Source organism: Mixta mediterraneensis, from assembly GCF_014946725.1.
Taxonomy (GTDB): domain Bacteria; phylum Pseudomonadota; class Gammaproteobacteria; order Enterobacterales; family Enterobacteriaceae; genus Pantoea; species Pantoea mediterraneensis.
On the sequence record NZ_JACFXY010000002.1, the window covers coordinates 1 to 26,313 of the forward strand.

At 47.3% G+C, this 26,313-nt stretch carries 26 protein-coding genes, 1 tRNA gene and 3 pseudogenes; 13 read left to right on the forward strand and 17 right to left on the reverse strand.

Annotated features, from left to right (window positions below; translation table 11 throughout):
* Window positions 1-360 precede the first annotated feature (360 nt).
* A pseudogene (locus H2P46_RS04090) lies at window positions 361-781 on the reverse strand (ATP-binding protein); the annotation flags it as partial.
* A pseudogene (locus H2P46_RS04095) lies at window positions 774-983 on the reverse strand (helix-turn-helix domain-containing protein); the annotation flags it as partial. The pseudogenes H2P46_RS04090 and H2P46_RS04095, both read right to left, overlap by 8 nt.
* 480 nt (window positions 984-1,463) lie before the next feature.
* Here H2P46_RS04095 and H2P46_RS04100 point away from each other — a divergent pair.
* From H2P46_RS04100 to H2P46_RS04115, 4 genes are all read left to right on the forward strand, one after another.
* Complete coding sequence (locus tag H2P46_RS04100; protein ID WP_193403953.1) at window positions 1,464-2,372, forward strand: amidohydrolase family protein; 909 nt, start codon at window positions 1,464-1,466, stop codon at window positions 2,370-2,372.
* Window positions 2,373-2,496: 124 nt separating this feature from the next.
* Entirely contained in the window at window positions 2,497-3,774 is a 1,278-nt protein-coding gene (gene dctA / locus H2P46_RS04105) for a C4-dicarboxylate transporter DctA (protein ID WP_193403954.1), read from the forward strand.
* Between the two features lie 25 nt (window positions 3,775-3,799).
* On the forward strand, window positions 3,800-5,140 hold the full coding sequence (locus H2P46_RS04110) for a carbohydrate porin (RefSeq protein WP_193403955.1): 1,341 nt from the start codon (window positions 3,800-3,802) through the stop codon (window positions 5,138-5,140).
* 881 nt (window positions 5,141-6,021) lie between these two features.
* Window positions 6,022-6,933: a LysR family transcriptional regulator gene (locus H2P46_RS04115; RefSeq protein WP_202987347.1), complete on the forward strand. Its 912-nt coding sequence runs from the start codon at window positions 6,022-6,024 to the stop codon at window positions 6,931-6,933.
* Window positions 6,934-7,624: 691 nt separating this feature from the next.
* Here the strand turns inward: H2P46_RS04115 and H2P46_RS04120 are convergent.
* The 4 genes and pseudogenes from H2P46_RS04120 to H2P46_RS04135 all read right to left on the reverse strand — a co-directional run.
* Window positions 7,625-8,015 (reverse strand): annotated as a pseudogene (locus tag H2P46_RS04120) (Arm DNA-binding domain-containing protein); the annotation flags it as partial.
* Between the two features lie 165 nt (window positions 8,016-8,180).
* Window positions 8,181-8,256, reverse strand: a tRNA-Asn gene (locus H2P46_RS04125).
* Window positions 8,257-8,359: 103 nt separating this feature from the next.
* Window positions 8,360-9,136 (reverse strand): DgsA anti-repressor MtfA, encoded by a 777-nt coding sequence (gene mtfA, locus H2P46_RS04130; protein ID WP_193403956.1) that lies wholly within the window; start codon window positions 9,134-9,136, stop codon window positions 8,360-8,362.
* 170 nt (window positions 9,137-9,306) lie between these two features.
* The gene (locus H2P46_RS04135) at window positions 9,307-9,984 is read right to left on the reverse strand and encodes an ASCH domain-containing protein (protein ID WP_193403957.1); all 678 of its coding nucleotides are present in this window, start codon (window positions 9,982-9,984) and stop codon (window positions 9,307-9,309) included.
* 603 nt (window positions 9,985-10,587) lie between these two features.
* Here H2P46_RS04135 and H2P46_RS04140 point away from each other — a divergent pair.
* Together H2P46_RS04140 and H2P46_RS04145 are read left to right on the forward strand one after the other, a co-directional pair.
* Window positions 10,588-11,286, forward strand: coding sequence for a phosphohydrolase (locus H2P46_RS04140; RefSeq protein WP_193403958.1), 699 nt, complete (start codon window positions 10,588-10,590; stop codon window positions 11,284-11,286).
* Between the two features lie 78 nt (window positions 11,287-11,364).
* Window positions 11,365-11,616, forward strand: coding sequence for a hypothetical protein (locus H2P46_RS04145; protein ID WP_193403959.1), 252 nt, complete (start codon window positions 11,365-11,367; stop codon window positions 11,614-11,616).
* 68 nt (window positions 11,617-11,684) lie between these two features.
* On the opposite strand, the gene H2P46_RS04150 is transcribed toward H2P46_RS04145, so the two are convergent.
* Both H2P46_RS04150 and dcm read right to left on the reverse strand, forming a co-directional pair.
* Window positions 11,685-13,283 carry a methyl-accepting chemotaxis protein gene (locus tag H2P46_RS04150; RefSeq protein WP_193403960.1) on the reverse strand — a complete coding sequence of 533 codons (1,599 nt, stop codon included), beginning with the start codon at window positions 13,281-13,283 and terminating at the stop codon, window positions 11,685-11,687.
* A gap of 121 nt (window positions 13,284-13,404) precedes the next feature.
* Complete coding sequence (gene dcm, locus H2P46_RS04155; protein ID WP_193403961.1) at window positions 13,405-14,793, reverse strand: DNA (cytosine-5-)-methyltransferase; 1,389 nt, start codon at window positions 14,791-14,793, stop codon at window positions 13,405-13,407.
* 268 nt (window positions 14,794-15,061) lie between these two features.
* On the opposite strand from dcm, the gene H2P46_RS04160 reads away from it, so the two are divergent.
* The 5 genes from H2P46_RS04160 (at window position 15,062) to H2P46_RS04175 (ending at window position 17,336) form a co-directional block, all read left to right on the forward strand.
* Entirely contained in the window at window positions 15,062-15,538 is a 477-nt protein-coding gene (locus H2P46_RS04160; RefSeq protein ID WP_193403962.1) for a very short patch repair endonuclease, read from the forward strand.
* A 69-nt stretch (window positions 15,539-15,607) separates the two neighbouring features.
* Window positions 15,608-15,883 carry a hypothetical protein gene (locus H2P46_RS04165; RefSeq protein WP_193403963.1) on the forward strand — a complete coding sequence of 92 codons (276 nt, stop codon included), beginning with the start codon at window positions 15,608-15,610 and terminating at the stop codon, window positions 15,881-15,883.
* 20 nt (window positions 15,884-15,903) lie between these two features.
* Window positions 15,904-16,815 (forward strand): DUF808 domain-containing protein, encoded by a 912-nt coding sequence (locus H2P46_RS04170; RefSeq protein WP_193403964.1) that lies wholly within the window; start codon window positions 15,904-15,906, stop codon window positions 16,813-16,815.
* 33 nt (window positions 16,816-16,848) lie between these two features.
* Complete coding sequence (locus tag H2P46_RS23240; protein WP_275092418.1) at window positions 16,849-16,977, forward strand: hypothetical protein; 129 nt, start codon at window positions 16,849-16,851, stop codon at window positions 16,975-16,977.
* A gap of 179 nt (window positions 16,978-17,156) precedes the next feature.
* On the forward strand, window positions 17,157-17,336 hold the full coding sequence (locus H2P46_RS04175) for a YodC family protein (RefSeq protein WP_193403965.1): 180 nt from the start codon (window positions 17,157-17,159) through the stop codon (window positions 17,334-17,336).
* 87 nt (window positions 17,337-17,423) lie between these two features.
* On the opposite strand, the gene H2P46_RS04180 is transcribed toward H2P46_RS04175, so the two are convergent.
* The 3 genes from H2P46_RS04180 to H2P46_RS04190 all read right to left on the reverse strand — a co-directional run bounded on the left by H2P46_RS04180 (window position 17,424) and on the right by H2P46_RS04190 (window position 20,059).
* Complete coding sequence (locus H2P46_RS04180; RefSeq protein WP_193403966.1) at window positions 17,424-18,644, reverse strand: glycosyltransferase family protein; 1,221 nt, start codon at window positions 18,642-18,644, stop codon at window positions 17,424-17,426.
* 43 nt (window positions 18,645-18,687) lie between these two features.
* The gene (locus tag H2P46_RS04185; RefSeq protein WP_193404354.1) at window positions 18,688-19,470 is read right to left on the reverse strand and encodes a mannosyl-3-phosphoglycerate phosphatase-related protein; all 783 of its coding nucleotides are present in this window, start codon (window positions 19,468-19,470) and stop codon (window positions 18,688-18,690) included.
* Between the two features lie 355 nt (window positions 19,471-19,825).
* Complete coding sequence (locus H2P46_RS04190; RefSeq protein WP_193403967.1) at window positions 19,826-20,059, reverse strand: DUF2525 domain-containing protein; 234 nt, start codon at window positions 20,057-20,059, stop codon at window positions 19,826-19,828.
* Window positions 20,060-20,375: 316 nt separating this feature from the next.
* Here H2P46_RS04190 and H2P46_RS04195 point away from each other — a divergent pair, with 316 nt between their 5' ends.
* Window positions 20,376-20,534, forward strand: a complete 159-nt coding sequence (locus H2P46_RS04195) for a YqaE/Pmp3 family membrane protein (protein WP_193403968.1) — start codon at window positions 20,376-20,378, stop codon at window positions 20,532-20,534.
* A 63-nt stretch (window positions 20,535-20,597) separates the two neighbouring features.
* Window positions 20,598-20,792 carry a protein DsrB gene (gene dsrB / locus H2P46_RS04200; protein ID WP_193403969.1) on the forward strand — a complete coding sequence of 65 codons (195 nt, stop codon included), beginning with the start codon at window positions 20,598-20,600 and terminating at the stop codon, window positions 20,790-20,792.
* 205 nt (window positions 20,793-20,997) lie between these two features.
* Here dsrB and H2P46_RS04205 read toward each other — a convergent pair whose 3' ends face one another.
* The 6 genes from H2P46_RS04205 to fliO form a co-directional block, all read right to left on the reverse strand.
* Complete coding sequence (locus H2P46_RS04205; protein WP_193403970.1) at window positions 20,998-22,704, reverse strand: methyl-accepting chemotaxis protein; 1,707 nt, start codon at window positions 22,702-22,704, stop codon at window positions 20,998-21,000.
* 137 nt (window positions 22,705-22,841) lie between these two features.
* The gene (rcsA, locus tag H2P46_RS04210; protein ID WP_193403971.1) at window positions 22,842-23,477 is read right to left on the reverse strand and encodes a transcriptional regulator RcsA; all 636 of its coding nucleotides are present in this window, start codon (window positions 23,475-23,477) and stop codon (window positions 22,842-22,844) included.
* 629 nt (window positions 23,478-24,106) lie between these two features.
* Complete coding sequence (fliR, locus tag H2P46_RS04215) at window positions 24,107-24,889, reverse strand: flagellar biosynthetic protein FliR (protein WP_193403972.1); 783 nt, start codon at window positions 24,887-24,889, stop codon at window positions 24,107-24,109.
* Window positions 24,889-25,158, reverse strand: a complete 270-nt coding sequence (gene fliQ, locus H2P46_RS04220; protein WP_193403973.1) for a flagellar biosynthesis protein FliQ — start codon at window positions 25,156-25,158, stop codon at window positions 24,889-24,891. The genes fliR and fliQ overlap by 1 nt, the downstream gene beginning before the upstream one ends.
* A gap of 27 nt (window positions 25,159-25,185) precedes the next feature.
* Window positions 25,186-25,917 carry a flagellar type III secretion system pore protein FliP gene (fliP, locus tag H2P46_RS04225; RefSeq protein ID WP_419776117.1) on the reverse strand — a complete coding sequence of 244 codons (732 nt, stop codon included), beginning with the start codon at window positions 25,915-25,917 and terminating at the stop codon, window positions 25,186-25,188.
* Entirely contained in the window at window positions 25,914-26,312 is a 399-nt protein-coding gene (gene fliO, locus H2P46_RS04230; protein ID WP_193403974.1) for a flagellar biosynthetic protein FliO, read from the reverse strand. Before fliO ends, fliP begins: the two co-directional genes overlap by 4 nt.
* Window position 26,313 lies beyond the last annotated feature (1 nt).

Below are 26,313 nucleotides of genomic sequence, written 5' to 3' on the forward strand. Positions count from 1 at the left end.
TGTAAAACACTAATCTCCACTCTGGTCTCCAATGTCATCATTGGCAGTGCCTTAAAACTGCCATTTTTACCCTAGGTGGGTCAGATTTACATCGGCAGGTGGGCCAGTTTTACATCGGTAGCGACACGCCAGTGCACGTCTGCTTCCCCCCTGTCAGGAAATAGGGTTAAGCCTCAGTACCTGGGGCGCTGGAATGGGCAGGCTGAAGACCGTCGCCCCATAGCGATCTGTCCTCATCTATTGAGTCTAGTGTGAAATTGCTCTTGCCACTCTCACCCGTAATAGCGGTAAGTGTCAACAACGGGTAAAAAGTGATCCACTTACCGTCACCACCAGCGGTCTAATATTGATCCACCTTGTTTATTTAGGATTAGCTTCCGCGATAACTCCGGCTTCCGTTTTGCTTCAGTCGATAGCTTTCTCCTTTTATTTGTATGACGTGTGAGTGATGTAAGATCCGGTCCAGCATCGCTGATGTCAGGGCTGCATCTCCTGCGAATGTCTGGTCCCATTGTCCGAACGGCAGGTTAGACGTCAGGATCATCGCGCTCTTTTCGTAACGTTTGGTTACGACCTGGAAGAACAGCTTTGCTTCCTCCTGGCTGAACGGCAGATAACCTATTTCATCTATGATGAGTAACTTTGGTGTCATTACTCCGTGGAGAAGCGTCGTTTTATAACGCCCCTGCCGTTGCGCTGTTGACAGCTGCAGCAGTAGATCCGCAGCCGTTGTGAAGCGAACCTTGATGCCCGCACGTACCGCCACGTAACCCATCGCTAATTCGCTTAGATATGTAATCACAGTATTCATCGAGCAGTGAGGACGCAGCAAGACGTGATGAATACTGCGGCTTTTCAGGTTTGGCTTTAAGGTGGCGGCGAACAGTATTACGCGAAATACCGAGTTCCCTGGCGATGGCCCGGATACTCATTCCCCGCTTGTGCAGGACTTTAATTTCCATACGAATCTCAAAAGTGATCATAAGCTCCCCTGTATTCAGAGGAGCAGATTAACCCCTGGATCAGTTTTGCATCGTTGGTGACATTTGTCTCTTTGTGAGATGGAAGAAAGACCGGATACTTCAGTTCATACTGGCTCTGTTTTCAGAGGGATCAATATCTGTACTTCGTCACGAAATACCATAATGGCATATCAGTTAGACGTCCGTCCCTGTAGCGTAAAATCATTTATCTTGTAATGCTTATAAAACTAGGTGTTGTGTTCAAAGAAAACGGCAACCTGAATATGAAATTAAATTTTGTTTAAGGGTGGGTTTATATAATTACAAATAAAACGGCGTTTTCGATGCATATAAATCATGAAATAAATGAATACTTTAAAGGGGTTGATATTAATGGTGCAATCAGTGTCATTTATATTTTTAATTGCTAAGATAAAGGTGAAAAAATATATTTTTTAAATATTAATGTAAGTGCTATTTTTTATTTCATAGGAGATTGTCATGGAGTTTACTAAAACCGCTGGCTGGCTTGATTTTCACCCAGCCCCATCAGTTCCACATTTTGTTTTACCTGAAGGTGCGGTGGATGCTCACTGTCATATTTTTGGTCCCGGTAACGAATTCCCTTATGCGCCACAACGTAAATACACACCTTGTGATGCATCAAAAGAGCAGCTTTTTGCTTTACGAGATAAGTTAGGTTTTAGCCGTAATGTTATTGTACAAGCAACATGTCACGGAGATGATAATAGTGCATTAGTAGATGCTCTGTATGCGGCAAAGGGGTTAGCTCGTGGTGTGGCGACGGTAAGACGAACTATTAGCGATGAGGAATTACAGGCTTTACATCAAGCTGGTGTGCGAGCAGTACGGTTTAATTTTATTAAACGCCTTGTTGACTTTACTCCAAAAGATGAATTAATTGAAATAGCGAATCGAATAGCTCCTTTGGGGTGGCACGTAGTGATATATTTTGAAATAGCCGATCTTCCCGAATTATGGGATTTCATTACCTCCATCCCTACCAAAATTGTCATTGATCATATGGGACGTCCCGATGTTTCAAAATCCTTTGAGGATGATGAATTTCAGCTTTTTATAAAAATGTTATATAAGCATGAAAATATATGGTGTAAAGTCACCTGTCCAGAAAGGCTGAGCCATACCGGTCCAGCAGCTGTAAATGAGCAACGCTCTCCTTATAAAGATGTGATTCCCTTCGCCAGATACATAGTTGAACATTTTCCAGACAGAGTGTTATGGGGAACCGACTGGCCACACCCAAATTTGAAAGCCCATATGCCGGATGATGGACTACTGGTCGATTTTATTCCGCTTATAGCAACCACTGCCGCATTGCAGGAAAAGTTACTGGTGAACAATCCATTGCAATTATATTGGGAACAATAATACTGCCACTATTTTACCAATAATGTGAAATCAGGGTGATAAATTTAACCGTTAATAAATTTAATTAAAAATCCCTAAATCTGATTATTTTTATAAAAATTACAACCCTACAAGTGAGGTCAATATGCGCAGGGCCAAAAAAGCATTTTATCGAACGATTTACTTCGAGGTTTTTATAGGTATTTTACTGGGGGTAATATTAGGGCTTTTTTGGCCTGCTATTGCGGTGAAGATGGCTCCTCTGGGAGACGCTTTTATTAAACTGATAAAAATGATGATTGGCGTTGTCATATTCTGTTCTATCGTAACAGGTGTGGCAGGAATGCAAGATATGAAGAAAGTTGGGCGCGTGGGAGGCAAAGCCCTTTTGTATTTTGAAATCATATCTACATTAGCATTACTGATTGGCTTAATTGGCGGGCATGTCCTAAATCCCGGAAAAGGTTTTAATATCAACCCAGAAAGTCTGGATGCTTCTCAGATTCAGGGCTACGTGGAAAAAGGGCAACATCTTGATCTTGTTAGCTTCTTAATGCATATTATTCCCGATACTGTAGTCAGTGCATTTGTGCATGGAAACATATTGAGCGTTCTGTTTCTGGCGGTCCTTTTTGGTTGGGCATTAAGTGCATTAGGCGAAGCCGGTCGCCCCGTATTCAATCTTATAGAGAGCTTCTCACAAGTCTTTTTTAAAATTGTAAATCTTATTACTCGCTTTTCGTCAATTGGCGCCTTTGGTGCTATCGCTTTTACCGTTGGACAATATGGAGCGCATTCGTTAGGCCCCTTAGCAAAACTGGTGGGCGGATTCTATCTCGTATGTCTATTTTTCGTGCTGGTTATACTGGGCCTGGTCTGCCGTCTGTTCCATGTTAACATCTTTAAATTTATCAATTACATTAAAGATGAGTTGCTGGTTGTTCTTGGCACCAGTTCTACAGAAGTTGTGTTACCACAAATGCTTGTAAAAATGGAAAAGCTGGGATGCTCAAAAACCATTGTTGGGCTGGTTATACCGACTGGATATTCTTTCAATCTCGACGGAACCAACCTTTATCTGACAATGGCAGTTGTATTTATCTCTCAGGCAATGAATATCGATTTAAGCCTGACGGACCAGTTGATTATTATTGGCGTGGGCATGCTGACCTCTAAAGGGGCCGCCGGTGTGGCTGGCGCAGCATTTATTATGCTCACGAGTACATTATTAGTCGTACCCATTGTACCCGTTCAAGGTATGGTCTTGATTCTTGGCATTCACCGATTTATGGGCACAGGTCTTGCCATGACCAATTTAGTGGGGAATGGTGTAGCATGCCTGCTCGTCTCCGCATGGGAAAAAGAACTTGATTTTAAAAAATTAAATTCTGAAATCAAAAACGTTAATCAAGCACTGGCTTAAATAATAATAATTACAGGCGGCCACCATGAAAGATTTTCGTCTATACAGGACGTTGCTGATTTTTATCGCTCTGCTACCATCCATTTCCCATGCGGAGGACTGGTTTTCACCTACCGGAAAGTACCTGACAGGTGACTGGGCGGGAGAGCGTACGGCGCTTTCCCAGATGGGATATGACTTCACATTTGATTATTCCGCCATGGCGGCATCCAATATTGCAGGTGGTTACCGCACGGATACAACAGCCCGCTACAGCGATCAATACACCTTTGGCACAAAACTTGATTTAGAGAAGATTGCAGGGATCAGCAATGCCCAATTTGTGTTTTCACTCAACACGCGTAATGGCAGGGACATTACCGTCGACAGGATCCAGGATTCACGCGCGCCGGTTGTCGGCTCGGGTGCGCAGAGTAACTATGGCCGCGGCGAAACATGGCATATAGGTCAATTATGGTACAAACAACAGCTGTTTGATAATAGTTTGGATATTAAACTTGGTCGTATGGCTATCGGAGAAGACTTCGATAATAATGGGTGTTATTTTCAAAATTTATCCTTATGTGGCTCCCTGGCCGGTCATGGTTCGGGCGTATGGTATAATGCTCCCGTTAGCCAGTATGGCGGGCGGATCCGCATAAACTTCAATAAATCCTACTATGCTCAGTTTGGTGCATTTTTGCACAATCCTTCCTATTTAACGCGTAGGGGGAGCTTTAAAATGAACCTTAGCGGTAGAACCGGCAACATGTATATTGGTGAGTTTGGTTATCTCACCATCATGGGAGCGGATAAGCTACCCGGAAGTTATAAAGTTGGCGGGTGGTATAATAGCGCCGAAGCTGCTGATTTACTAAACGATAGCAATGGCAATGCTTATCTCATTTCTCATAATCCGGCGCGTATACACAATGGGCGTTATGGCGGGTACTTATACTTCATGCAGCAAGTCAGTACGGTTGGAAATGATGTAAATCGCGGATTATCACTATTTTTGCATTTAGCGGTCAACGATAAAGATACAGCCACTGTAGATTATCAAGCCCAGTTTGGAGCTATCTTCAAAGGCCCCTTCTCATCAAGAATGAAGGATTACATCAGTTTTGGCGTCAGTAAAATGCATATTAACCAACGATTAACTCATCGTGCTGGCATTGCTAATAGCCTTAAGGGTGTCTATGACTATGATGATCCGGCATATCAGCCCGGGCGAAGCGCAGAATATGCAGCTGAATTACGTTACAGCGCCAAAGTCACACCATGGTTTACTTTCAATCCTAATATTCAGTTAATAGCAAATCCGGGTGGAGTGAGCGAAATCAAAGATGCCTGGGTAATAGGAACCCAAGCTATTCTTTCATTTTAGGTGTATTTCTTCTATTTGATAGAAACAATTCACTATAGTATAAGATGATGCATCTCTCACTGCACTTTATGATTTACTCAGCAAGTGCAGTGAAATAATTAATATAATTAACAGATTGCGTTCATAATATAGCATGTCATTTTCTTAGTTCCATCCGTTCCTTATTTGTACAGGTTGTAAATTTCTCCCACGACGCGACAATTACCGGTGCGCCTAATCCTGCTACACTTTCGAGCAACCATATTTATCCCCCTGCAATGGACTGATTACTTTCTCGTATGACGGCGAACTTTTTAAAAACTGTCACATTAAACGTCACTGCCAATTGCGGTTGGTTTAATCTTGCAACATCTACCCAAGCTGCGGCGTTGGTCAACTGAACAGTATCGCGCTGATGCGTCCTCTGCCACAGTTGCTGAAAATGGTTTACTGCTCCGAAGTGGCCTAGAAAATACTGGATAAATGCGTGTACGAACGCTGTATCTTTATCTACTCCCCGCCAGGAATGCCGACGAATAATGCCACCGTAGGTCGTTTAATAACCGGGAAGCAGGTCACGGCGGCTGTGCCTGGATGAGAACTGGTTTATGCCTCTAGAGTAAGTGAGGTGCAAAATCGAAGCCTGGTGCATACACATTAACCAGAGGTGTCCTCATTCTACACTGGGAATCACCCACGTCCGAATTCGCCGTAAAATCTGCTGATTATCCGAATATGTAACTAACCTGAAGTCGGTTATTCCTGATTATGACTGAGCATATTCGGGGCAGAATTATCAGCTCATTGGGAGCAAGGCAGCTGCACTTGATCAAATTTAGCACTTTCACTCGTTTACTTAACTAATTTAGGCAACTACGATACAGGTGTTTTTCGAATTTAACATGGATCTAAAGTTGGATATTAAACAGCTAGAATACTTCATATGTGTGGCAGAACTAGGCAGTTTTACTCGAGCCTCGATTACCCTTGGTGTTGCACAACCAGCTTTAAGTCGGCAAATTCGCCAGTTAGAGGTGGAACTTGGTCAAAGTTTATTGATACGGAATGGTCGTGGTGTATATTGCACCGAAAGCGGTAAGCTGCTGCTGGAACATGCCAGAGGGATTCTGCATCAGTTGGATCGGGCACGTAGTGAACTAGAACAAATGCGGGGTATACGACATGAAAGTATTAGTGTCGGTTTGCCGCCGACACTAGCTCGCTTTCTCACTCTTCCTCTAGTCACAACCTTCAACTCTCAAATGCAGGGCGCAACGATTTCAGTGACTGAAGGACTGAGTAACCAAATTCAGGAGCTGTTGATTAGGGGAAGGCTTGATATAGCACTTTTATACCATAACCATGCATCACCAGATATAGAAGCTGTAATATTTCATGAAGAAGAATTGTTTCTCATAGAACGGATTAATAATGCACAGAACACAGTGGTGACTCTAGAGGAACTTGCATCTCTACCGCTGGTTATGCCTAGTCGTCAACATGCGTTCCGTCTCCTTCTTGAAGAAGCGATGAGTGCATGTAATTTATCACCGACCTATGCTATTGATATTGATGGTGTAAGTACAATCCTTGAACTCGTGACGCATGGTCTTGGTAGCGCAATTCTTCCCAAAAATGCAATCGTAAATTTTGCTCAGTCCAATGAAGTACAATTTAGACGCATTGGTCAGGATGGTTTGTTTGCTCGTCTTTCGCTTGCTACAAGTACGCGGCGACCGCATACAATGTTGCAAAAAGCGACAATCCAATTAATTAAAGAATTAATAATCCCTTCAAAAAACCAGCCGGTTTAATTTCACAAAAAAACTAATTTAGTATGGATCATAAATCAAATATATAATTAATTGTTAACTATCACTGTCAAGATAATAAAATATATTATTAATTGTATTGTTATTCCAGAGTTTACTATTTTCCATCCAGGATGCTATCCCGCATAATTTGCATGCGTGTTATGAAATGCCCATAGCCCGTCTTACTAAGATTGCCATAGTATTAACCCTGGGGTAACCGCTTATTTTATTGCCTCTATTTTGAGTAAGGGCAAAGCTATCGTATTTTGTCATGCTCTTTGTTATGCCTTCTCATTGCATTTATTTTTAAATGAGATAGCGTTGTCTATATATCAGCTTAAATTGTTATTCGGGAGCAGCAATGTTTTTACCGGTATGGTTTGTTATAATACAATAAAAGTGATGAACATTAAAAGTGTTATTTTTATCACGAAAGGAGACAGGTGTTTTATTATTTTCCTGTTTTTAGTTGTCTTACAAATGAGTCATCGTTATTTTCGTATCTACCAAAATCAGGACGCTCTGGGAAAAACACTGCTTACTATTCCAGTCAACATTATGTGTCGTTGCTGTACTTTTTAAATACTACTTTACAAACTCCAGATGGTGAATTTGCATGACCACACAATCGTGTTTTCCTGCCTTTATCCAGTCTGATGGTTTTATCTCTGGATGGTTCATGGTTCATGCGGTAAGTTTCCAGTTGCGTCCAGACAGAACGTTGATAATTTTCCGACCAGGTGGTTTTAGTGACAAACCAACCTCTGGCAACAGTTTTAAAAGCACGGATGTTGTTACGCTTTTCCTGAACCGCTTTGTTGTCAGACTTTTTTTGGCGCTGGGATCAATTCCGGAAGCTAACAGCTTTTTGGCTTCATCACGGCGCTGTCTGGCATCAGCAAGAGAAACGGCGGGGTAAACACCAATCGAAAACACTTTCTGCTTGCCCTCAAAGCGATAGCCTAACTGCCAGTATTTTGAGCCATTGGGTGTACCAGCAGATACAGACCGAATCCGTCTGTGAGCTTCACCGCTTTTTCTGAGGGCCTGGCATGTTTTATTTTAGTATCAGTAAGTGGCATGGGTTCCCTCCGAATGCTGGTAAAAAGAAAAACGAACCCGCTTTACCAGCAAAAGGCTATAACTTCGAGTGGTTTTTAACCGACGTGTATAGATATGGGGAAGGGAATAACTAATTGATAAAAAGCAAAAAACCAGATGTCAGTAGACATCTGGTTTCTTTAAATTGGCTCCTCTGACTGGACTCGAACCAGTGACATACGGATTAACAGTCCGCCGTTCTACCGACTGAACTACAGAGGAATCGTTGGAACGAGGCGAATATTAGCGGCGCCGCAGGAGCGTGTCAACTCCAAAAAATACATTATCATTCAACTGGCTAGCTTTAACGCAAAGCGATCGCGATTTAAGCAGATTCTGACGAGATTGCCATCATGCGCGTTAATGGATCTTGTTGATAAAAGCGCTGTAAGTGCTGATACATAACAGGAAAACGCTCGACCAGCAGATCAGGTGCGCTGAAAAAATATTCGGACAGCACAGCAAAACACTCAGCGGGATCGCTGGCGGCATAAGGATCGATACTTGAGGCCTGTTCGCCGACCAGTTCAACTTCACTGGTGATCTCATCCATGGCTGCACGTAAGTCTCTTTCCCATAACGCGACCTCGCGCAGAGGCATCATCGGAATACCGCTGGTATAGCCGCTACCGCGTGCATCCAGCTTATGCGCCACTTCGTGAATCACCAGGTTATAGCCGGAAAGGTCAAACGAGTCCTGAATATCTGACATGTTGAGCACCACCGGACCTTGCGTCCAGCTTTGGCCAGCCTGTACCGCAGGAGCATTGTGCACAAGTCCCGCTTCATCCTGCCAGTTATCTTCAGTTAAAAAGGGGCCAGGATAGATCAGCACGTCATGAAAGCCGTCCAGCCAGTCGAATCCTAACTTTACCACCGGTAAACAAAACAGCAGGGCAATGCGCAACTTATGCAGTTCGTCGAGTTGCACACCATCCAGCGGCACCAGTTTTTTCTGCGATAAAAAACGCTGCGCCAACAGCACTAACGCACGCCGCTCATCATCAGTAAGGAGGGTAAAGATCGGTTGTGCCAAACCTTGCTGCCACGGCAATGCAGCTAAAGATGGCTCTACATGTGTTTTCCAGGGCCAGTTAAACATCACAGCACTCGCTCAGAATCAGAGGGTCACGCTATCCTGACGCGGCAAAAATAAAAATGCCAGCATCGAAACATCATGCTGGCAGGGTTTGATTGGCGACAGGCTCAGGAAAACTATTCAACCGCTTTGCAGCGGGCATGTCTGTGATTTCGCCCGCAAAGCGCGCTTAATTAGCCTCTGTCAATGCGGTGAAACTCAACGACCCAGACCCAGGGATTGACTTCCCAGCTGGTCGCGCCGTACTGTTTTTGCCATGCTTTGCGGTAGGCCTCTTTGGGTGACTCGGAGTCCATGTTCATGGTGAAGAAGTTATTAAGGAAGTGCGAATCGGTCTGTACGCCTTCGGCCATGATGTCATCTTCACTGATGTCCTGAATCTTTTCAGCGCGTACATCTGTGATCTCAAGATTAATGCGGCTCGCCCAGCGCGGCATATGAATGGCGGTTTGCCAGCCAAACTGCTCGCCTTCGGGGCTGTTCATTGAGTGCTGGCCTAATTCATTGCTGTCGGCACGATACTGACAAAAGGCGGGCAGGCGAAACGGTGTAGGATCGCGCTCGTATTCAGCCAGATCGCATTCAGGCACAATCGGCCCACGCCAGGTTTCCCGTACCCATAAAATATCGCCGGGTTTGCCATAAGGGCATTGATAACTGATGTCAGCCATCGACATCATTTTGTAACCATGCAAATGGTTTGCACTGACATCAAAAGCATGTACGCCTTCATGATGATCCTGTCCAGGACCAAAAGTTTGTGGCTTCATTATGCGCCGGGTTTGCGTTTGCTGACCAACCAACAGGGCTCGAACCCGTTGTTCAGAAAAAAGAATCGGTCGTTCTTTCATGGAGTACCTCTTTTATAAGTAGAACCCGGTTACTGCTATAAACGATCATGGCTAAAAACGCTCCAGGATAAAGCGTATATATCACTTTTCTTAATAATTTGTCGCCTTATTATCAAACTACCATCGCCTATTTTGCAGGTAAAAAATTCCAAAAAGCAAAAAACGAACCACAACTTTCTGGCAAAGCAGACGAAAACGGCTAATTACCCGGCTATAGTACGTAAAACCGGCAATTGTGGCGGGCTTTTAAGACGGATTAACCTAGGATTATAAGCGCATTTCGTGCTAGTACCGGCTTATTTATGCGGAAAATGTGATTCCTGGATAAAGCATCATGTCGATAAGCACTATTAATATTAATCTTATTTACCTAAGCCCAATTGCTTAAGGAAGTGCTGAAAAAGGTGGGATTTACGGCGATGAGGCGTAAGCGGTGCTATATAAATAATTGTAACCTCACTTTCCTGCCCGCATTTCTGGCAGCGTCGCTCTTTTCCACAGCACTGTAAAAAAGTGTCATTAGCCAGTCGCTATGATGGCTTGCCGTTCGCGCACCTTTATCTTTGGGAGGTTCGCGCATTAATCATTACAGGGAGATGGAATATGTCACTCACACTTTGGCAATCCCGCTTTGAAAGCTGGTTTCAACTTAACTGGATCCATGATGACGGTGCCCACGATATTGCCCATCTGCGACGTGTATGGATGAGCGCACAACGCATTATGGCGGGCAGCGAGGCCAACCCGCTGGTGGTATTGACTGCATGTTATTTTCAAGACGTGGTTAATTTGCCGAAAAATCATCCTGAGCGTCATCTGGCCTCGACTTATGCAGCGAAAGAGACGCAGCGAATTTTGCAGCAGGATTTTATCGATTTCCCTGCCGGGTTAATTGATGCCGTTGCACACGCCGTAAAAGCACACAGCTTTAGCGCAGCAATTACACCGGAAACGCTGGAAGCAAAAATTGTCCAGGATGCCGATCGTCTGGAGTCTTTAGGCGCGATTGGTCTGGCACGGGTGTTTTACACGGCGGGCGCACTGAACCGGCCATTGTTTGATAATGACGATCCGTTAGGCAAAACGCGGGAACTCAACGACATACAATGGACGTTAGATCACTTCCAGAAAAAACTGCTGCGTTTGCCAGACAGTATGCAAACCGCAGCCGGGCGAACCCTGGCTGAATACAATGCTGATTTCCTGGTGCGTTACATGGCGAAGCTGTGCGCTGAATTGCAGGGCAATTTAACCAGTCTGGATGAGTCGGTGTTACGCGATTTCTCTCCCTTAAACGCTTAATATTAAATTTTTATGACAGTATGTTAATCGAAACGGTCATCCGGTAGCGTGGTACGCATAATAAAAGGGAGTAACGAAATGACCGAAACTGTTAATTTGACGATTAAAATAGAACCTGCGCTCAAAGAGCATATCAAACAACTGGCGCTTGAAAATCAAATTTCAATGAGCCAGGAAATTGTTCAACGCCTGCAGGCTAGCCTGCAAACCCAGCAGCATCCGGCCATTGATAATCAAGGCACTGAAGAAGATGTACCCAGCCTGCTGACTTCAGCAGAAGTAAAACAACTTCGTACCCTGCTGAAAAAGCAGGGCAAGAAGAAGAAATAGCGGAGAATAAAAACCCGTCGCTTTGACGGGTTTTTTTCGGGTTTGATTTCCGAACAAAGGTTATGGCGTTACGCTGGACGAATGCGGAATTGCTGTACACTTTCCCCCAGCCGTGACGCCTGCAATTGCAGTGAATCGGCAGCGCGCTGCTGCTGGCGACTCAACTCTTCATTAGTCTGCAATTGCCTGTCGAGCGCCACCACTTCAGCAGCAATATGGCTGACGCGATTGCTCTGAGCTTTAGCGTTATGCTGCAAATTATCAAGCTGCGTCACTACCGCGCTCACCGCCTGACTAATTTGCCCAAAGAGCGTTTCCAGCGATTTTACTTTGTTAAAGCCCTGACTGACATGCTGCTGAGTATGTTGAATCAGCCCGTTAATCTGGCGGGTAGAATGGCCGCTTTTATTTGACAGCAAACCGATTTCCTTCGCCACAACCGAAAAGCTGCGGCCATAAACACCTGCATGAGCGGATTCAATTGCGGCATTCAACGCCAGCAGCCGGGTTTGTAATGACAAGCCATCCAGCATCTCTACAATGCCAGCAATATTTCCGGACGCATCGACAATGTGCCGCATCTGAGTTTCCATCTCCTCAACCTGACGTGTGCATTTTTGCACCAGGGAGTCCGCAGCCTGAACCTGCTGTGTGGCTTGCAGCGAGACGTTAGCGCTGGTTTCTACCTCTTGTGAAACACGATGCAGGCGCTGAGACAAATGACTGAAGCTGGCGTTTTGCGTTTTGTGTTGCTCGCTAGCCTGCGCATTATGCTGCTGCATTTCACTGGCCCCGGCTGCGACGCTGGCAGCAATTGTATTGATTTCACTGACGATATGGCGCAGTCCTTGACGCATCTCTTCCATCGCATTAAACAGTTGCAGCGTCTCGCGCGACTGTATACGCGCTGGCGTACATGACGGGATCAGGTCGCCGGTGGCGATGTCCTGCAACTGACAACTTGCCTGGCGTAGCGGCGTAATCACCCCATGAAAAAGCAAAATACCGCCCACCAGCAGCAAGCTGAACAGTAGAGCCGTGACCAGCAGGGAGAGTTTGCGGCTATCGGTTAAGGTCGTCAGCGTAGTGTGATTCACTGCACTGAGCTTTTTATTCGCCTGTGTAATTTCGCTAAACCAGGCGTCATTGAATTGTTGCTGATACGCCTGCATTGGCACCATAAAAAAAGCGTCAATATTGCTGGCGGCTAAGCCTTTCAGCTGCTCATTCAGGCCCTGAGTCAGCAGCGCAAAACTCTGATGTAAATCCCCGTTTGCTTCAGCGTGATACCGGGCAAAAAGCTGTTCAGCCTGATTTAATGACGCTACAGCGGTATCTGCCAGGCTTTTCCAGCTGTCTACCGAACCGCTTTGCTGGTCTTGCATTAAATAAATCCCAGCACGGTGACTGTTGTCGCTGGCGGTGAGCAGCGCCATGCGCGCGCGATCCAGCAGGGCCAGACGTTCACGCAGTGCACTGGCCTGGGTCAGACTGGTTTTAGTGTGATCAACCTGTGCGGTAAGCAGCACAATACCGAGTGACTGCAACAGGCAAAACAGCACCACGAACAGAACAAAGTTGCCGCGCAGGCTGGTCAGCCAGGCGGGTAGAGAGGGATAATTCAGCGGTTTACGGACACGCAGCGGTAATAAAGTGAAGATAGACATCGCCCAACCCAAAAAATAAAAACAGCAGTATTAGCGGGTTGCGTGACGTCTTTGTGACAGTCCCGCCGTTAAGCGGGAAAACAGCAGAATCGTGTTTCCTGACGGAAATTAAGAATAGAAATTAGCGTTTCAGGTTGCGAATATAGGGTAATAACAACTGGGCCACCGCTGCAAATACTGGCACCACCACAGAATTACCAAACTGTTTATAAGCCTGGGTATCTGATACCGGAATGCGAAACGGTTCGCTGCCCGGCACGTCAAAACCCATCAGGCGTGCGCATTCACGGGGCGAAAGGCGGCGGGGTCGACGCGCCATATTCGCCGCGTCGTGAAAATCCGCTTCACCGATCACACTATCCCAGCCGCGATCGATCAGAATTTCGGAGCCATCTTTGTAATAGCGCGCCGATAGCGTGCGCACACAACCGTGAAGATTACGCGGATCGTTGAGACCAAAACCAAAACCATTGCCTTTCGCTTTGTGTTTTTTCGCATATTCATACAGATAGCGCCAAAGCTGCGGAGAAAGGATGTATTTCTCATCTGGCTGCGTCTCCAGCAGGCTTTGCAGGCTGGGAACCTGTGACGGAAAGTGCTGACGAATATCGCGTAGCGTAAAAGTTTTACTGCCTGCAATGTCACGACGAATGCCCACCAGGACGATACGTTCACGATGCTGGGGCAGGAAGTGGCGTGCATCAATAATTTTGACGTCAGGCGCATCAGCCTCCGCATCGGCAACGTCATATCCAAGCGCATCCAGCGTTTCCATGATGATGGCGAAGGTGCGGCCTTTGTCATGACTTTTTAAATTTTTGACGTTTTCCAGCACAAAAAACGGCGGCTTTTTCGCTGCCAGAATACGTGCTACGTCGAAAAACAACGTGCCTTGTACCTGACATTCAAAGCCGTGCGCACGGCCTAGCGCATTTTTTTTACTTACGCCCGCCAGCGAAAAGGGCTGACAAGGGAAACCAGCCAGCAGAACCTGGTGATCGGGGATCGCCGCATCAATATAGCGATAAATCGCTTCGTCACCGGACAGATCGGCGGGTTGTGTAATCTGGCGAATATCGCTGTTAAAAGTATGTTCCAGCGGATCGCTGTAGTGATTTGCCCGATAAGTGCGAACCGCTTCTTTATTCCATTCGCTGGTGAACACACATTTACCGCCGATTGCGTCGAACCCGCGGCGAATGCCGCCAATACCGGCAAACAGATCGATAAAGCGGAACGCTGGCGCAGTATAATGTGCGGGTCGTGTGGGTAGTAGGCTATGGAACAAAGCCATTTCACCGGCAGAAAGGGATGGCAGCGCAGTCTTACCCTGACGTATGCGATTAAGCTGTGGGGGCGTCCAGTCCTGATAGCCTGCGTGATGCAGACGCGCCACGAGATCGCGTACGGAATAGATCGCCAGCACCTGGGTTAACAGGGCGGATTCATCGGCGTGTGGGACAGGCGAAAGAAGAGGGTCAGCGATCGCGGCGGCGTCATCGGCGTGCATGCATTTTTCCTTAACAGTGAAGCGCCTATGCTAACACTCCTGACGCGATGAGGAAATTGGTGGAAGGGGTCAGCCTGCCTAATCAGGCGCTCAGCGTCCATAATACCGACCCAGTAAACGGGCCGTTAAGCCACATTTTAAGCAGCGGGTTTTCTCCAGGCTACGCTTTGACGGATTACCTGGCGCTTATTCATCATCTTTTGACGTTTACTGAATCGCTTTCGCTTTTCCGACTAAAGTTGAAGGACCAGCTAAGAAAGGAGACGCCATGGCCGATGTTCACTCCAGCGACATACGCAGTAAAAATATGCGCGCTATCCGCCAGCAGGACACCTCAATTGAGCAACGCATCGCGTTATTGCTCAAAGATCGTGGGTTCACCTATCGCGTACAGGATAAGAATCTGCCGGGACGGCCTGATTTTGTGCTGCTGGAGCAGCAGGCAATCATTTTCGTTCATGGCTGTTTCTGGCACCGTCATCACTGCTATCTGTTTAAAATTCCTGCCACCCGCACAGAGTTCTGGACGGGCAAAATCAACAGCAACGTTGAACGTGATCAACGCTATGTTAAACAGCTACAGGAGGGCGGCTGGAAAGTGCTGATTGTGTGGGAATGCGCGTTGCGCGGAAAGCTGCGTCTGAGCGATGAAGATTTACAGGAAAGAGTAGAAGAGTGGCTGCTGGTAATGAACGACAGCGCCGAAATCGATCACCAGGGTATTCATCATTATCGGGCGCCCTGAGTTGGTAGCCTTGCCAATCAGCAACATAATTGGTTAGATCTCTGCTTTCTCCGTGACCGGGAGCCTGCAATGAGCAGCATCAAACTGACCGTTAAACGCCTTTATCAGATACGCGATGAGCGCATGGTAAACACCAAAGCGACAGCGCGGATTTATGTAGGCGCTACGCTTGTGGCCACGGAGGAGATTACGGGGTTAACAGAGAGCCCGGTGAGTAAGTATCTGCATGCAGAGACACAGGCAGGGCAAGTGGTACGCGTAGAGTGGGATTGTGAGGGCATCGCCGAAATGACGGTGGCTGAAATTGAGCGTTGCCCGCGTTGTCAGCATAACGAACCGGAATAGACCGGCATAAGGAGTGCATTTTGGCAGGAACAAGTTTACTGACCTTGCTTGATGATATTGCCACCCTCCTGGATGATATTTCTGTCATGGGAAAAGTGGCGGCAAAAAAAACGGCGAGTGTGTTAGGCGATGATCTGTCGTTGAATGCTCAGCAAGTCGCCGGCGTGAAAGCCAATCGCGAATTGCCGGTCGTGTGGGGTGTCGCCAAAGGCTCTTTTCTTAATAAGCTGATTCTGGTGCCGCTGGCGCTGGTGATTTCAGCGTTTGCTCCCTGGCTGATTACGCCATTGTTGATGATTGGCGGCGCTTATCTTTGCTATGAAGGCGTAGAGAAAGTACTGCATAGCCTGCAACACGATAAACAGCAAAATTCGCCTGAAGCGCGTCAGCAACGTCTGGATAAGCTATCAACGCAGAACCCGCGCGAGTATGAGCAAAAGAAGGTGAAGGGCGCAATCCGTACCGATTTTATTTTGTCGGCAGAGATCGTTGCTATCACGCTCGGTATCGTATCAAAGGCACCCTTACTGAATCAGGTGATTATTCTGGCGGGTATTGCCATTCTTGTTACCATCGGCGTTTATGGCATTGTGGCGGCCATCGTGAAGATTGATGATTTTGGTTACTGGCTGCGAGAAAAATCCTCCAGCGTGGCGCAGGACGTAGGCGGCTTTTTGTTGGCGACTGCCCCCTGGCTGATGAAAATTTTGTCGGTAGTAGGCACCATTGCGATGTTTCTGGTGGGCGGCAACATTGTGGTCCATGGTATTACGCCGCTACACCATTTGATTGAAGCCGTAACCGCGGATTTTAGCGGGCTGATTTCCTCCTTACTCAGTAATGGTGCCAATTTAGTGCTCGGCTTTATCATTGGGTCGATCGTGCTGTTAGGTGTGAATCTGATTGCGAAGCTGCGCGGGAAATCGGTATAAAGCGCGCTGAAATTGCGTAACGGGAGCAGAAAAATGGATGAGATGTTTGAATTTGATATTGATGCACAGCTTGAGCAGGCTGAAGCCAAAGCGGAAAAGAAGGCCAGCGAAGTGCCTGACGATCTCGGTGACGAAGCCGATTGCGAAGGCTGCAAAATTTAATATAACAGGGTAATGTTTCCTCAAAGCGGATAATAATTTTTATCCGCTTTTTTTATTTTCAATATTTCCTTCTGCTTAATTCTGAATTTGCCAATTTTCTGCGCGCCATAACAGGCAAGACTCTTTTTCTCCTGCTATAAAGAAAACGGTCTAATTAAAATCATTCAGGAGGGGGCAGCATGGTTTTTGCAATCAGTGATGAGGTTCAGCATAAGGAAGACGGACAAATGATGGTAGTAACCGGCCATGCCAGCGGCATGGTAGAGTGCCGTTGGTATGACGGTTACGCGGTACGAAGTGAAGCCTTCCGTTCTGACGAACTCAGTCATTCGACGCCGCCTCAACAGAGGGCGAGTTAAGACAGCCTTGCGTTATTACAGGCAGTCGGAAACGGAAGCGGACCGCAGGTTTTCGCTGGAAAACCCCAGGCCGCTTCCGCGTCGGCATTAAACGTTGCCTTCGTTATCGTCTTCAACAGCCTGATAAATGCGCTGTAGAATGTCCGGGAAAGCAGACTGAACGCGACTCCAGCTCGGAATAAATGGCTTGTCGTTTGGGCGTTCAATAAACGCCTGGCCCGCTTCGAGAATCGACTGCGTAAACATCTCTACCGCCGCTTCTTCAACGTGCTGTTCGAATTTCAGACCGTTCATCGTGGCTTCGTGATTGTAGATTTCCATCATATCAAGCGCATTGCGGTAATAGGTGGCTTTCAGGACGCGGAACGAATCGCTGGTTAGCGGCACGCCCATAGTGGCAAGCTTACGCAGCAGTGACTTTACGATGTCATTGCTCATACGTTTTAACCCGCCGGTACCATCATCTTCAGCCAGCGGCTGATGCTTATGATCGTAATTATCCGCAATTTCTACCTGACAAATTTGCCGGGTCGTGTAGTTACGGTAAATCTCCGACAGCACACCAATCTCCAGTCCCCAGTCACCCGGAATTTTGATGCCGTTCAGCACGTGAGTACGCATAGCAAATTCACCCGAGAGCGGATAGCGGAAGCTGGAAAGATATTCAATATACTCGGAGTGACCGTAAACTTTTTGCAGCGAACGCAGCAGCGGGCCTACCAGCAAGCGTCCGACACGACCATTTAACTTACCGTCAGCTACCCGGGCATAGAAGCCTTTACAAAACTCATACTGGAATGAGGGATTTGCCAGGGGATAAAGCAGGCGCGCCAGCATACCGCGTTCGTAGGTGACAATATCACAATCGTGTAGCGCCACGCAGCTGGTGCGATCGGACGCCAGCGTATAGCCGGTACAGAACCATACGTTACGACCTTTGCCGGGCTGGCTCGGTGATAATCCTTCTTTATCTAATTCGGCATCAATCGCTTTCAGGCGGGGACCATCGTTCCACAAAATGCGGTGACGCTGTGGCAGGCGAGAGAAAAACTCGCGGGCATAAAGAAACTGTTCGCGATCGGCACGGTCCAGACCAATAACAATCTCATTGAGATAAGGAACCTGAGCCAGTTCATCGACAATATTGCTCAATGCCGGCCCTTCAAGCTCCGAAAACAGCGACGGCAATATTAAACCCATTTTCCGTTTACGGGAAAAACGCACCAGCTCTTTTTCCAGCGATGTCACGCTGCGGTGGGTGAGGTTATGGAAATTGGTTATTACGCCATTCTGATAAAAGTCACTCATCGCATTATCCTTATCGTTTTGCAGCCATTGCCGCTAATCAGGGCTAAGTAAGAAAATAATCCAGACCTTCACACCAGCCCTCGGGGCCGTAATGCGTAGTGTGATAAATGTGAGAGAGATCCTGACGCTGCAGGCTGACTGGCGTTTTGCTGTATCCCTTGATCACCACTGCGTAATCAACGGTGTCCAGCATGGGACCGTCGTTAGGGCCATCGCCAAGCCCGACAGTGATACGCGGTTCACCTTCAAGCTGATGCAAAAGCCAGCGTAGCGCTTCGCCTTTACCGCTGCCTGCGGGCATCACGTGCCAAAAACGACCGCCCTGGGTCAGCGTCAGGTTGAGTGCGGCCAGTTCTGCGCGAAAGGCTTCAAAGGCTTCTTCGCTGTCGCGCCATACCAACACTTCTGAGGCGTCGCGCTGGCGGGATAATGCCGCATCGGCTTCGCTTAATCCGGTCATGGCAGAGACGTCGCGGTCGGTAAAATCATGGAAGCCGGTAAAACGATATTTGCTTTGCAATACCGATAACGTCTGGCACAGCGCTGCATAAGCTATGCTGTCAGCCGGAATGCGCATACGCTCGGTTGGATCAAGCTGAACCAACGCGCCGTTCTCAGCAATAAACGGAGCGTCGTCAATACCGAGTTTCTTTTGCAGCGGCAGAATTTCGGCCACCGTTTTACTCGAACAGATTACCAGCGGAATATTGTGTTGCTGCAGCAGCTCAAGCCACTCCTCGGCCGCGTCCCAGCGATAGCTGTGGTGATCAAGTAAAGAACCATCAAGATCGGTCACAACGATAAGTGGCTGTTGAAGCGTGGGCATCATTTGGCTCCTTTCGTCACGTTCGCCGCTAAAGTAGCGATTTTTCAATATTATAGTTGAATCTATGTCACATTTTTTTCTTATGCTTAACCCGTGAACTTCCAGGAGTAATCTTAAAACGCAACGGATAGTTCATCTTTGCTGCATGGTTTTAGCATGGCTTTAAGGCTTGATGCGCAAGGTTTTTTCAGTGATACATGCCATCAGAATAGCCGCTACGCAGTAGAATCGCGCAGGGTTGAGACTTGTCTTAAGACAGGGGAAGCGTAATCTGCAAAGGTGTTAAGAATTTCCTGATGTAACGAATTGAATTTTTTACCCGGCCACTCAGCCGGGTATTTTTTTGCTAATCCACTCAATGGTTCACTTCGCTAATAGCGTAGTCGCGAATATCCAGTTCAAACGCGTCAGCCAGTTCGGTATAGGTTTTGACGCGTTTACCCTCCACGGTTAGCCGATGCGGCTGTTCTGGTGCTATAGCGTCGCGTACGTCACCGGCTATTTTCGCCTGAATGGCTTCTAACAACGCGTCCACGTCAATATTCACTTCCCGCTGCGCATTGTCGCTGTACTCTTTTGCCGTTGTCATAGTCTGCCTCCTGAAGACGAGAGGATATTTGAGTATAGACTGAGACGGGAAAAGGATAAGGGGCGGGAAGACAGGCAAAAAAAAGCCCGCGCTGCGCGGGCAAAAATCCTTGTTACTTTTAGGTTGACTGCGCCTTTGGGGTTAGTGCAGTGCTGAGAAGTGTAAAAGGTCTTTGCGTCAGAAGTCTTGTTGATAAACGTTAAGAAAGTGAAAAATCCGCATTGACTCATCTTTACCTGCTTTTTCTTTAAAAGCAGCAGAAATGACTAAAGTTAACGATAAAGCTGTTTTTTATCAACGTCTCAAGGAGAGACTTATGGATATTATTCGTATCATTATCGCTATTTTACTGCCGCCGCTAGGCGTATTCATGCAGGTGGGTTTTGGCGGAGCCTTCTGGCTGAACATTTTGTTAACGCTATGTGGCTATATTCCCGGCATCGTACATGCCGTCTGGGTTATTGCACGTCGCTAAACTCTGGATCATGGCTGCTATTGGTTTAAACTGTGCCACAAAGCGTTATCGGGAGAAACGAGAATGAAAGTAAGTGACCGTGTCACGGTAAAAACCGATGGTGGCCCACGTCGTGTTGGGGTCATTCTTGCCGTTGAGCCGTTTAACGAAGGTACTATGTTTCTGGTGGCGTTAGATGATTATCCATTGGGGATCTGGTTTTTCAACGAAACTGAACATGCGGACGGCATTTTCGTCGAGCCTTTTGAATCAGCCTGAGCGCACGATGCTGTACCTGACGTTTTTACCTGTAAAACGCCTGATAAACCGCATCAGGCGCTTTGTCTTTGAATGGCGGATGTGAACGTTATCCGTTTTTTACCGGCTCATCTGTCATTTTCCTCAGCTGCTCGCGCTTCTTTTAACCGGTCAGGCTATCTATGAAGCCGTTGGAAGCCATGCTTTTCACTGTTCCGATAGCGCCTTAAAACGTTTCCCAGTTGTCATTAGCTGAAGCCAGCGCCGGACGCGGCGTTAAATGAGAGGATTCCAACGCAGGTACAGGCGTACTTACAACGTCTTTTGGTAGCGGCGTTTCATGCAGGCGGAAGGCTGAAACGGCCTGTGTCAGTTTGCCCGCCTGATCTTCCAGGGAAGAGGCCGCCGCTGACGCTTCTTCTACCAGCGCTGCATTCTGCTGCGTCACGTTATCCATCTCTGTAACGGCCTGACTCACCTGTTGAATGCCACGGCTTTGCTCGTCCGAGGCGGCGGCAATCTCGGCCATGATGTCGGTCACCCGGCGCACCGCCTCAACGATTTCGCCCATGGTGGTGCCCGCTTCGCCGACCTGCTGTGAACCATCATTAATAAGCGTAACCGACTCGGCAATCAGGGTCTCAATCTCTTTTGCCGCCTGTGCACTACGCTGGGCCAGGCTGCGCACTTCGCTGGCGACAACGGCAAAGCCACGGCCTTGCTCACCGGCTCGCGCTGCTTCTACAGCAGCGTTCAATGCCAGAATATTGGTCTGGAAGGCAATGCTGTTAATAACATTAGTGATCTCAGCAATCTTCTTCGAACTGCCGGAGATATCGGTCATGGTTTTTACTACGCCGTTCACCCGGTTGCCACCGCTACGCGCTTTACCGGAAGCATCGGCTGCCAGCTGGCTGGCATGATGCGCATTCTCGGCATTCTGTTTTACCGTTGCTGTTAACTGCTCCATGCTGGCAGCAGTTTGCTCCAGCGCCGCAGCTTGCTGTTCGGTACGTGATGAAAGATCGGTATTGCCTGCTGAGATTTCACTTGAGCCCTGATAAATCGCGACAGCACCTTCACGTACCGTGCCGACGGTTTTGACCAGCGCCGCTTGCATCAGTTGCAGATTATGAATCAACGAACCAATTTCACTGCGACCATGCGGCAGGGCAGGGGCGGTCAAGTCTCCCTGCGCGATGCGCTCAATGCGTGTCACAGACTGACGAAGCGGATTAATCACCACCCGACGAAGAAAGACGAAGGTCAACAGTACCAATACCAGTGCGGCAGAGAAGGCGACTGCCATGGCAATAAAGCCGATACGCGACTGATGCTCCGCATCGACATTAATCGCCTGCGCCCGATCGGTACGAATCTTGATGGCTTTCAGCAGAACATCATTATAAGCGGCATCGAGCTTACGCGTGACGTCCGTTTCGTGCGCGATAATGCCTTCAAAACTGCCTTGTTTGCCCGCGTTAATCATCGGCATCAGGCCCTTATCAACGTATTCAGTGAAACGTGTAGTTAAAGCCGCATCCAGCGCTATATCGGCTGGCGTCTTCACTTTACGGTTCATATATAGCTTAAAGCCCGCTTTCGCTTGCTGAATACGTGCCTCGGTTGCCGCAACGTTAGCGCGAAACGTATCCATTTCACCAATACGCGCCGCTGCTCCCGCCTGGATTATCGCTAGCCGTGCGGTCCGTAGATGATTTGAACTGTTGGAGATTCCCATGCGCACCTGAATCTCTTCGGTGGCATTTTGCAGAGACTGGTTACTTTGAATAAGAAAATAGCTGGCGAGGCCGATACAGAGTGCGAACAGCAACAGAATGCAGCCAAAAATCATACTAAACAGGGGAACGAGTCGGGTGTTTTGCCAAATGCCCGGTTTATATTGCCCATCAATCACCTGCGCTGTGTTCATATCCTTGCTCTCATAAAGATGTTGTTATAGAGCTAACATCGGCAATTTCTGAGAAAGGATTAGGCAGTTAAGTGAGATCTGGCTCGCAATTTAATACAAACAACCGACCATAAAGGTCGGTTGTTTTAGCTGTGTTATTATCTCACATTGACATAAATGCCCGAGGTAACATTATCGGTTAATCGCACCACATGATAGATAACTTGTTTATTATGGGTTTTGATTTTGCGTTTAATATTACCTTTATGTGACGAAACCGTTTTTGCTTTTATTTGCATTTTGTCGGAAATCTGAATGGTGTCATGACCTGACATCCACATTTTCAACATATTTGATTCAGTCTGACTCAGGGTTAAAGGATGGATGTCCAACCCGGAGGAAATACGTGGAGATTGATTAAGTTTCTTTTGCAAATACGTACTCAGCAGCGAGTCTAATGTAGATGTTTTTATCGATTTTGATGTAATAATCAGGTTCTTACGAACGTAGAGATATTCCTCAAAATGGATATTGCTGATCGCCATAAAGATAAAAAACAGGGTCTCAGGGTGCTGCATAATAATACTGCGGATACGCTCACTGGAGTCAGGTTCATGAATAAAGCAATCTTCATTAATAAAAACGACACCAGGTTTTAATTGCTCACAACGTTGCTGTAATTGTTCAATGTCAGAGGCAGAAGTAATATTTTTCCTTTTAACTCCTTTAGAAGACATATAGTCCATTAATCCCAGGCGTGTGTAGTTGCAGGAATCCATAATAATCGTTGGCATGTTAGCGACCCTCACCAATTTGTTATCCGTTTAAATCAACGATGAATTACGCGTTGCGGTACGAGAGAGATTTCTAAGATACTTTTTTATTCTGCTTATGCAGTGTGGCAACAGGCAAACGCCTGTAAAAGTCTTCTTCCCTGACCCGTTCTGCAAAAAAATTGTGCTGCTTTGACGTCACACACCTCTCAGCAATAGGGGAAATTGCTGGCGAGTTACCGAAGTACGGGTAAAACCTGCTTTTTTGGGAGCTTGATCACTATCGCTGAAAACCCAGAGTTTTCTGATAGGACAAATCTTAAAAACATATGTTTCACGAAAGTGTGACATCTCAACGAGTATTGACAATGCCGGAAAAAACAATTTCTGACAAGAAAAATCATTGAAGGATTTTTTTTGTTCAATTTCAATGTGTTGCCGGTTTTGTCAATAAATCCACAGTGTTACAGTTTTTGTGAACCGCCCAACTAAAATACGCGAAGCGGGGTTTAATAAGAATTATTTTCAGACTCCCGGTACATTTATCAGAATTTCCTTAGTTGATTTCTGAAAAACATGGTTCAGAAAATGCACTAAAGGTATCAAAATGTTTAAGTATCACTGTCGCGGAGTAGTTAGATACTTAATATTCAGGGACGAGATAGTTCCGATAAGAACAGCGCGAGTAAATCAAATACTTCACTGAATAAATGCTCACAGAACGGGGCAAGGAGGGGCATCAGCAGGCTAATGGTCAAAATACCTACTGTTAAGGTAATCGGGAAACCGATCGCGAAGATTGATAACTGTGGTGAAACACGGTTTAACAAACCTAGTACCAGATTTAACATGAGCAGCAAAACGATTAGGGGTACTAACATCATGCCATTAAGGAAAATTAACCCGCCCGATTTCACTAATGCCATAAAAGCATGGGCATTAAGTGGATGTCCTCCGATGGGTAACGTATGAAAACTGTCCGCCAGCAACGAGATTAACCATAAATGACCGTTGAAGGTCAGGAACAGTAACATCGCCAGCATGTCGAGAAAACGCGCAAGAACCGGCATGTTGAGCCGACTGCCCGGATCGAAAAAAGTGGCGAATGACAAACCCATCTGCAATCCAATCACTTCGCCCGCCGCCCGTACGGCGGCAAAAGCAAACTGCATAGTAAAGCCGAGCGCAATACCAATCAGCATCTGCTGGATGAGTAACCAAAATCCGGCAGGTGAAAAGAGCGTCACCTCAACCGGCGGCAGCATGGGCATTAACAGCCAGGTAATCATCACCGCCAGGCCAATTTTGACCCGTTTACTAATTGCGCGTTCGCTTAGCAGTGGTGCGGTGGCAAATAACGCCAGCAAGCGCACCAGCGGCCAGTAAAACTGACTGACCCAGTGAACAAGTTGGCTACTGTCGAGAGTAATCATCAGCCAATGATATAAGGCAGGTTGGTAAAGACGGTGCGAATATAATCCAGCGCCAGGTTCAACATCCATGGTCCCGCGATAATGCCAGTCGTCGCAACGGCAAGAATTTTCGGGATAAACGACAGGGTTTGTTCGTTTATCTGGGTGGCGGCCTGTAGCAAGCTGATCAGCAGACCGCTGACCAGCGCAGACAGCAGCAGCGGAGCGGCCAGCATCAGCGCGATGCGCATCGCTTCCTGCCCCATCACCATTACCGATTCGGGTGTCATATGTCGCTCCTGTCAGAGAAGGGGAAATCAGGAATAAAAACTTTGTGCCAGTGAACCGACCAGCAACTGCCAGCCATCCACCAGAACAAACAGCATCAACTTAAACGGCAGAGAAATTGTCGCGGGTGGCACCATCATCATACCCAGCGCCATTAAAACACTGGCAACAACCAGGTCGATAATCAGGAACGGAATAAAGACGGTAAAACCAATCTGGAAAGCCGTTTTCAGTTCGCTGGTAACATAGGCGGGCAGCAGAATACGCATCGGCACGGCTTCCGGGCCAGCAATAGGCGGCGTATTCGCCAGGCGGGCAAATAAAGCAAGGTCGGCTTCGCGCGTCTGACGCAGCATAAAATCACGCAGCGGCTGCGCACCTTTTTCAATCGCCACGTCCATGCTGATCTTATCCTGACTAAACGGCAGATAAGCATCCTGATAAATCTTGTCGAAAGTCGGCGCCATGATAAAGAAGGTCAGGAACAGCGACAGGCCAAGTAATACCTGGTTCGGTGGAGCAGAAGGCGTGCCCAGGGCATTCCGCAGCAGTCCAAAAACAATGATGATGCGGGTAAAGCTGGTCATCATCAGCAATACCGCCGGAATAAACGTCAGAGCGGTAATAAACACCAGCGTCTGTACGGGCAGTGACCAGCTTTGGCCGCCATTCGCTAAAGGATGGCTGACCAGGCCCGGTAACTGAGCATGAGCAACCGGTGCCAGCAGCAGCGGCAGAAGAGCAAACAGTCGACGCATCATTGAGGTTTTCCGGGACGTTTAACCAGGTTTTGTAATAGCTGACGAAAATCGTGTGGCGCAATGCTTTGCGGTGGATTTTCATCCGGCCCGCTGGGCGGCAACGTGTGCAGATGCGTGATTTGCTGTGCCGTTACGCCCAATACCAGGCGCGCGTCGGCAGTATCAACAATCACTACGCGTTCACGCTGCCCCACCTGCACGCTGGCGGTCATTTTCAGTTCCTGGCTGCTTACCTTTTGGGGAGCAAAACCGAGCCGGCGAGCCAGCCAGGCACAGACCAGAATCAACAATACAATTACGACTAACACGCCGCTGACCTGAGTTAACACCGAACCGGCAGAGATTGCCTGCGTTTGCGGCGTTGCAGGATGCAGGGTTTGTGACGAGGTATTCATT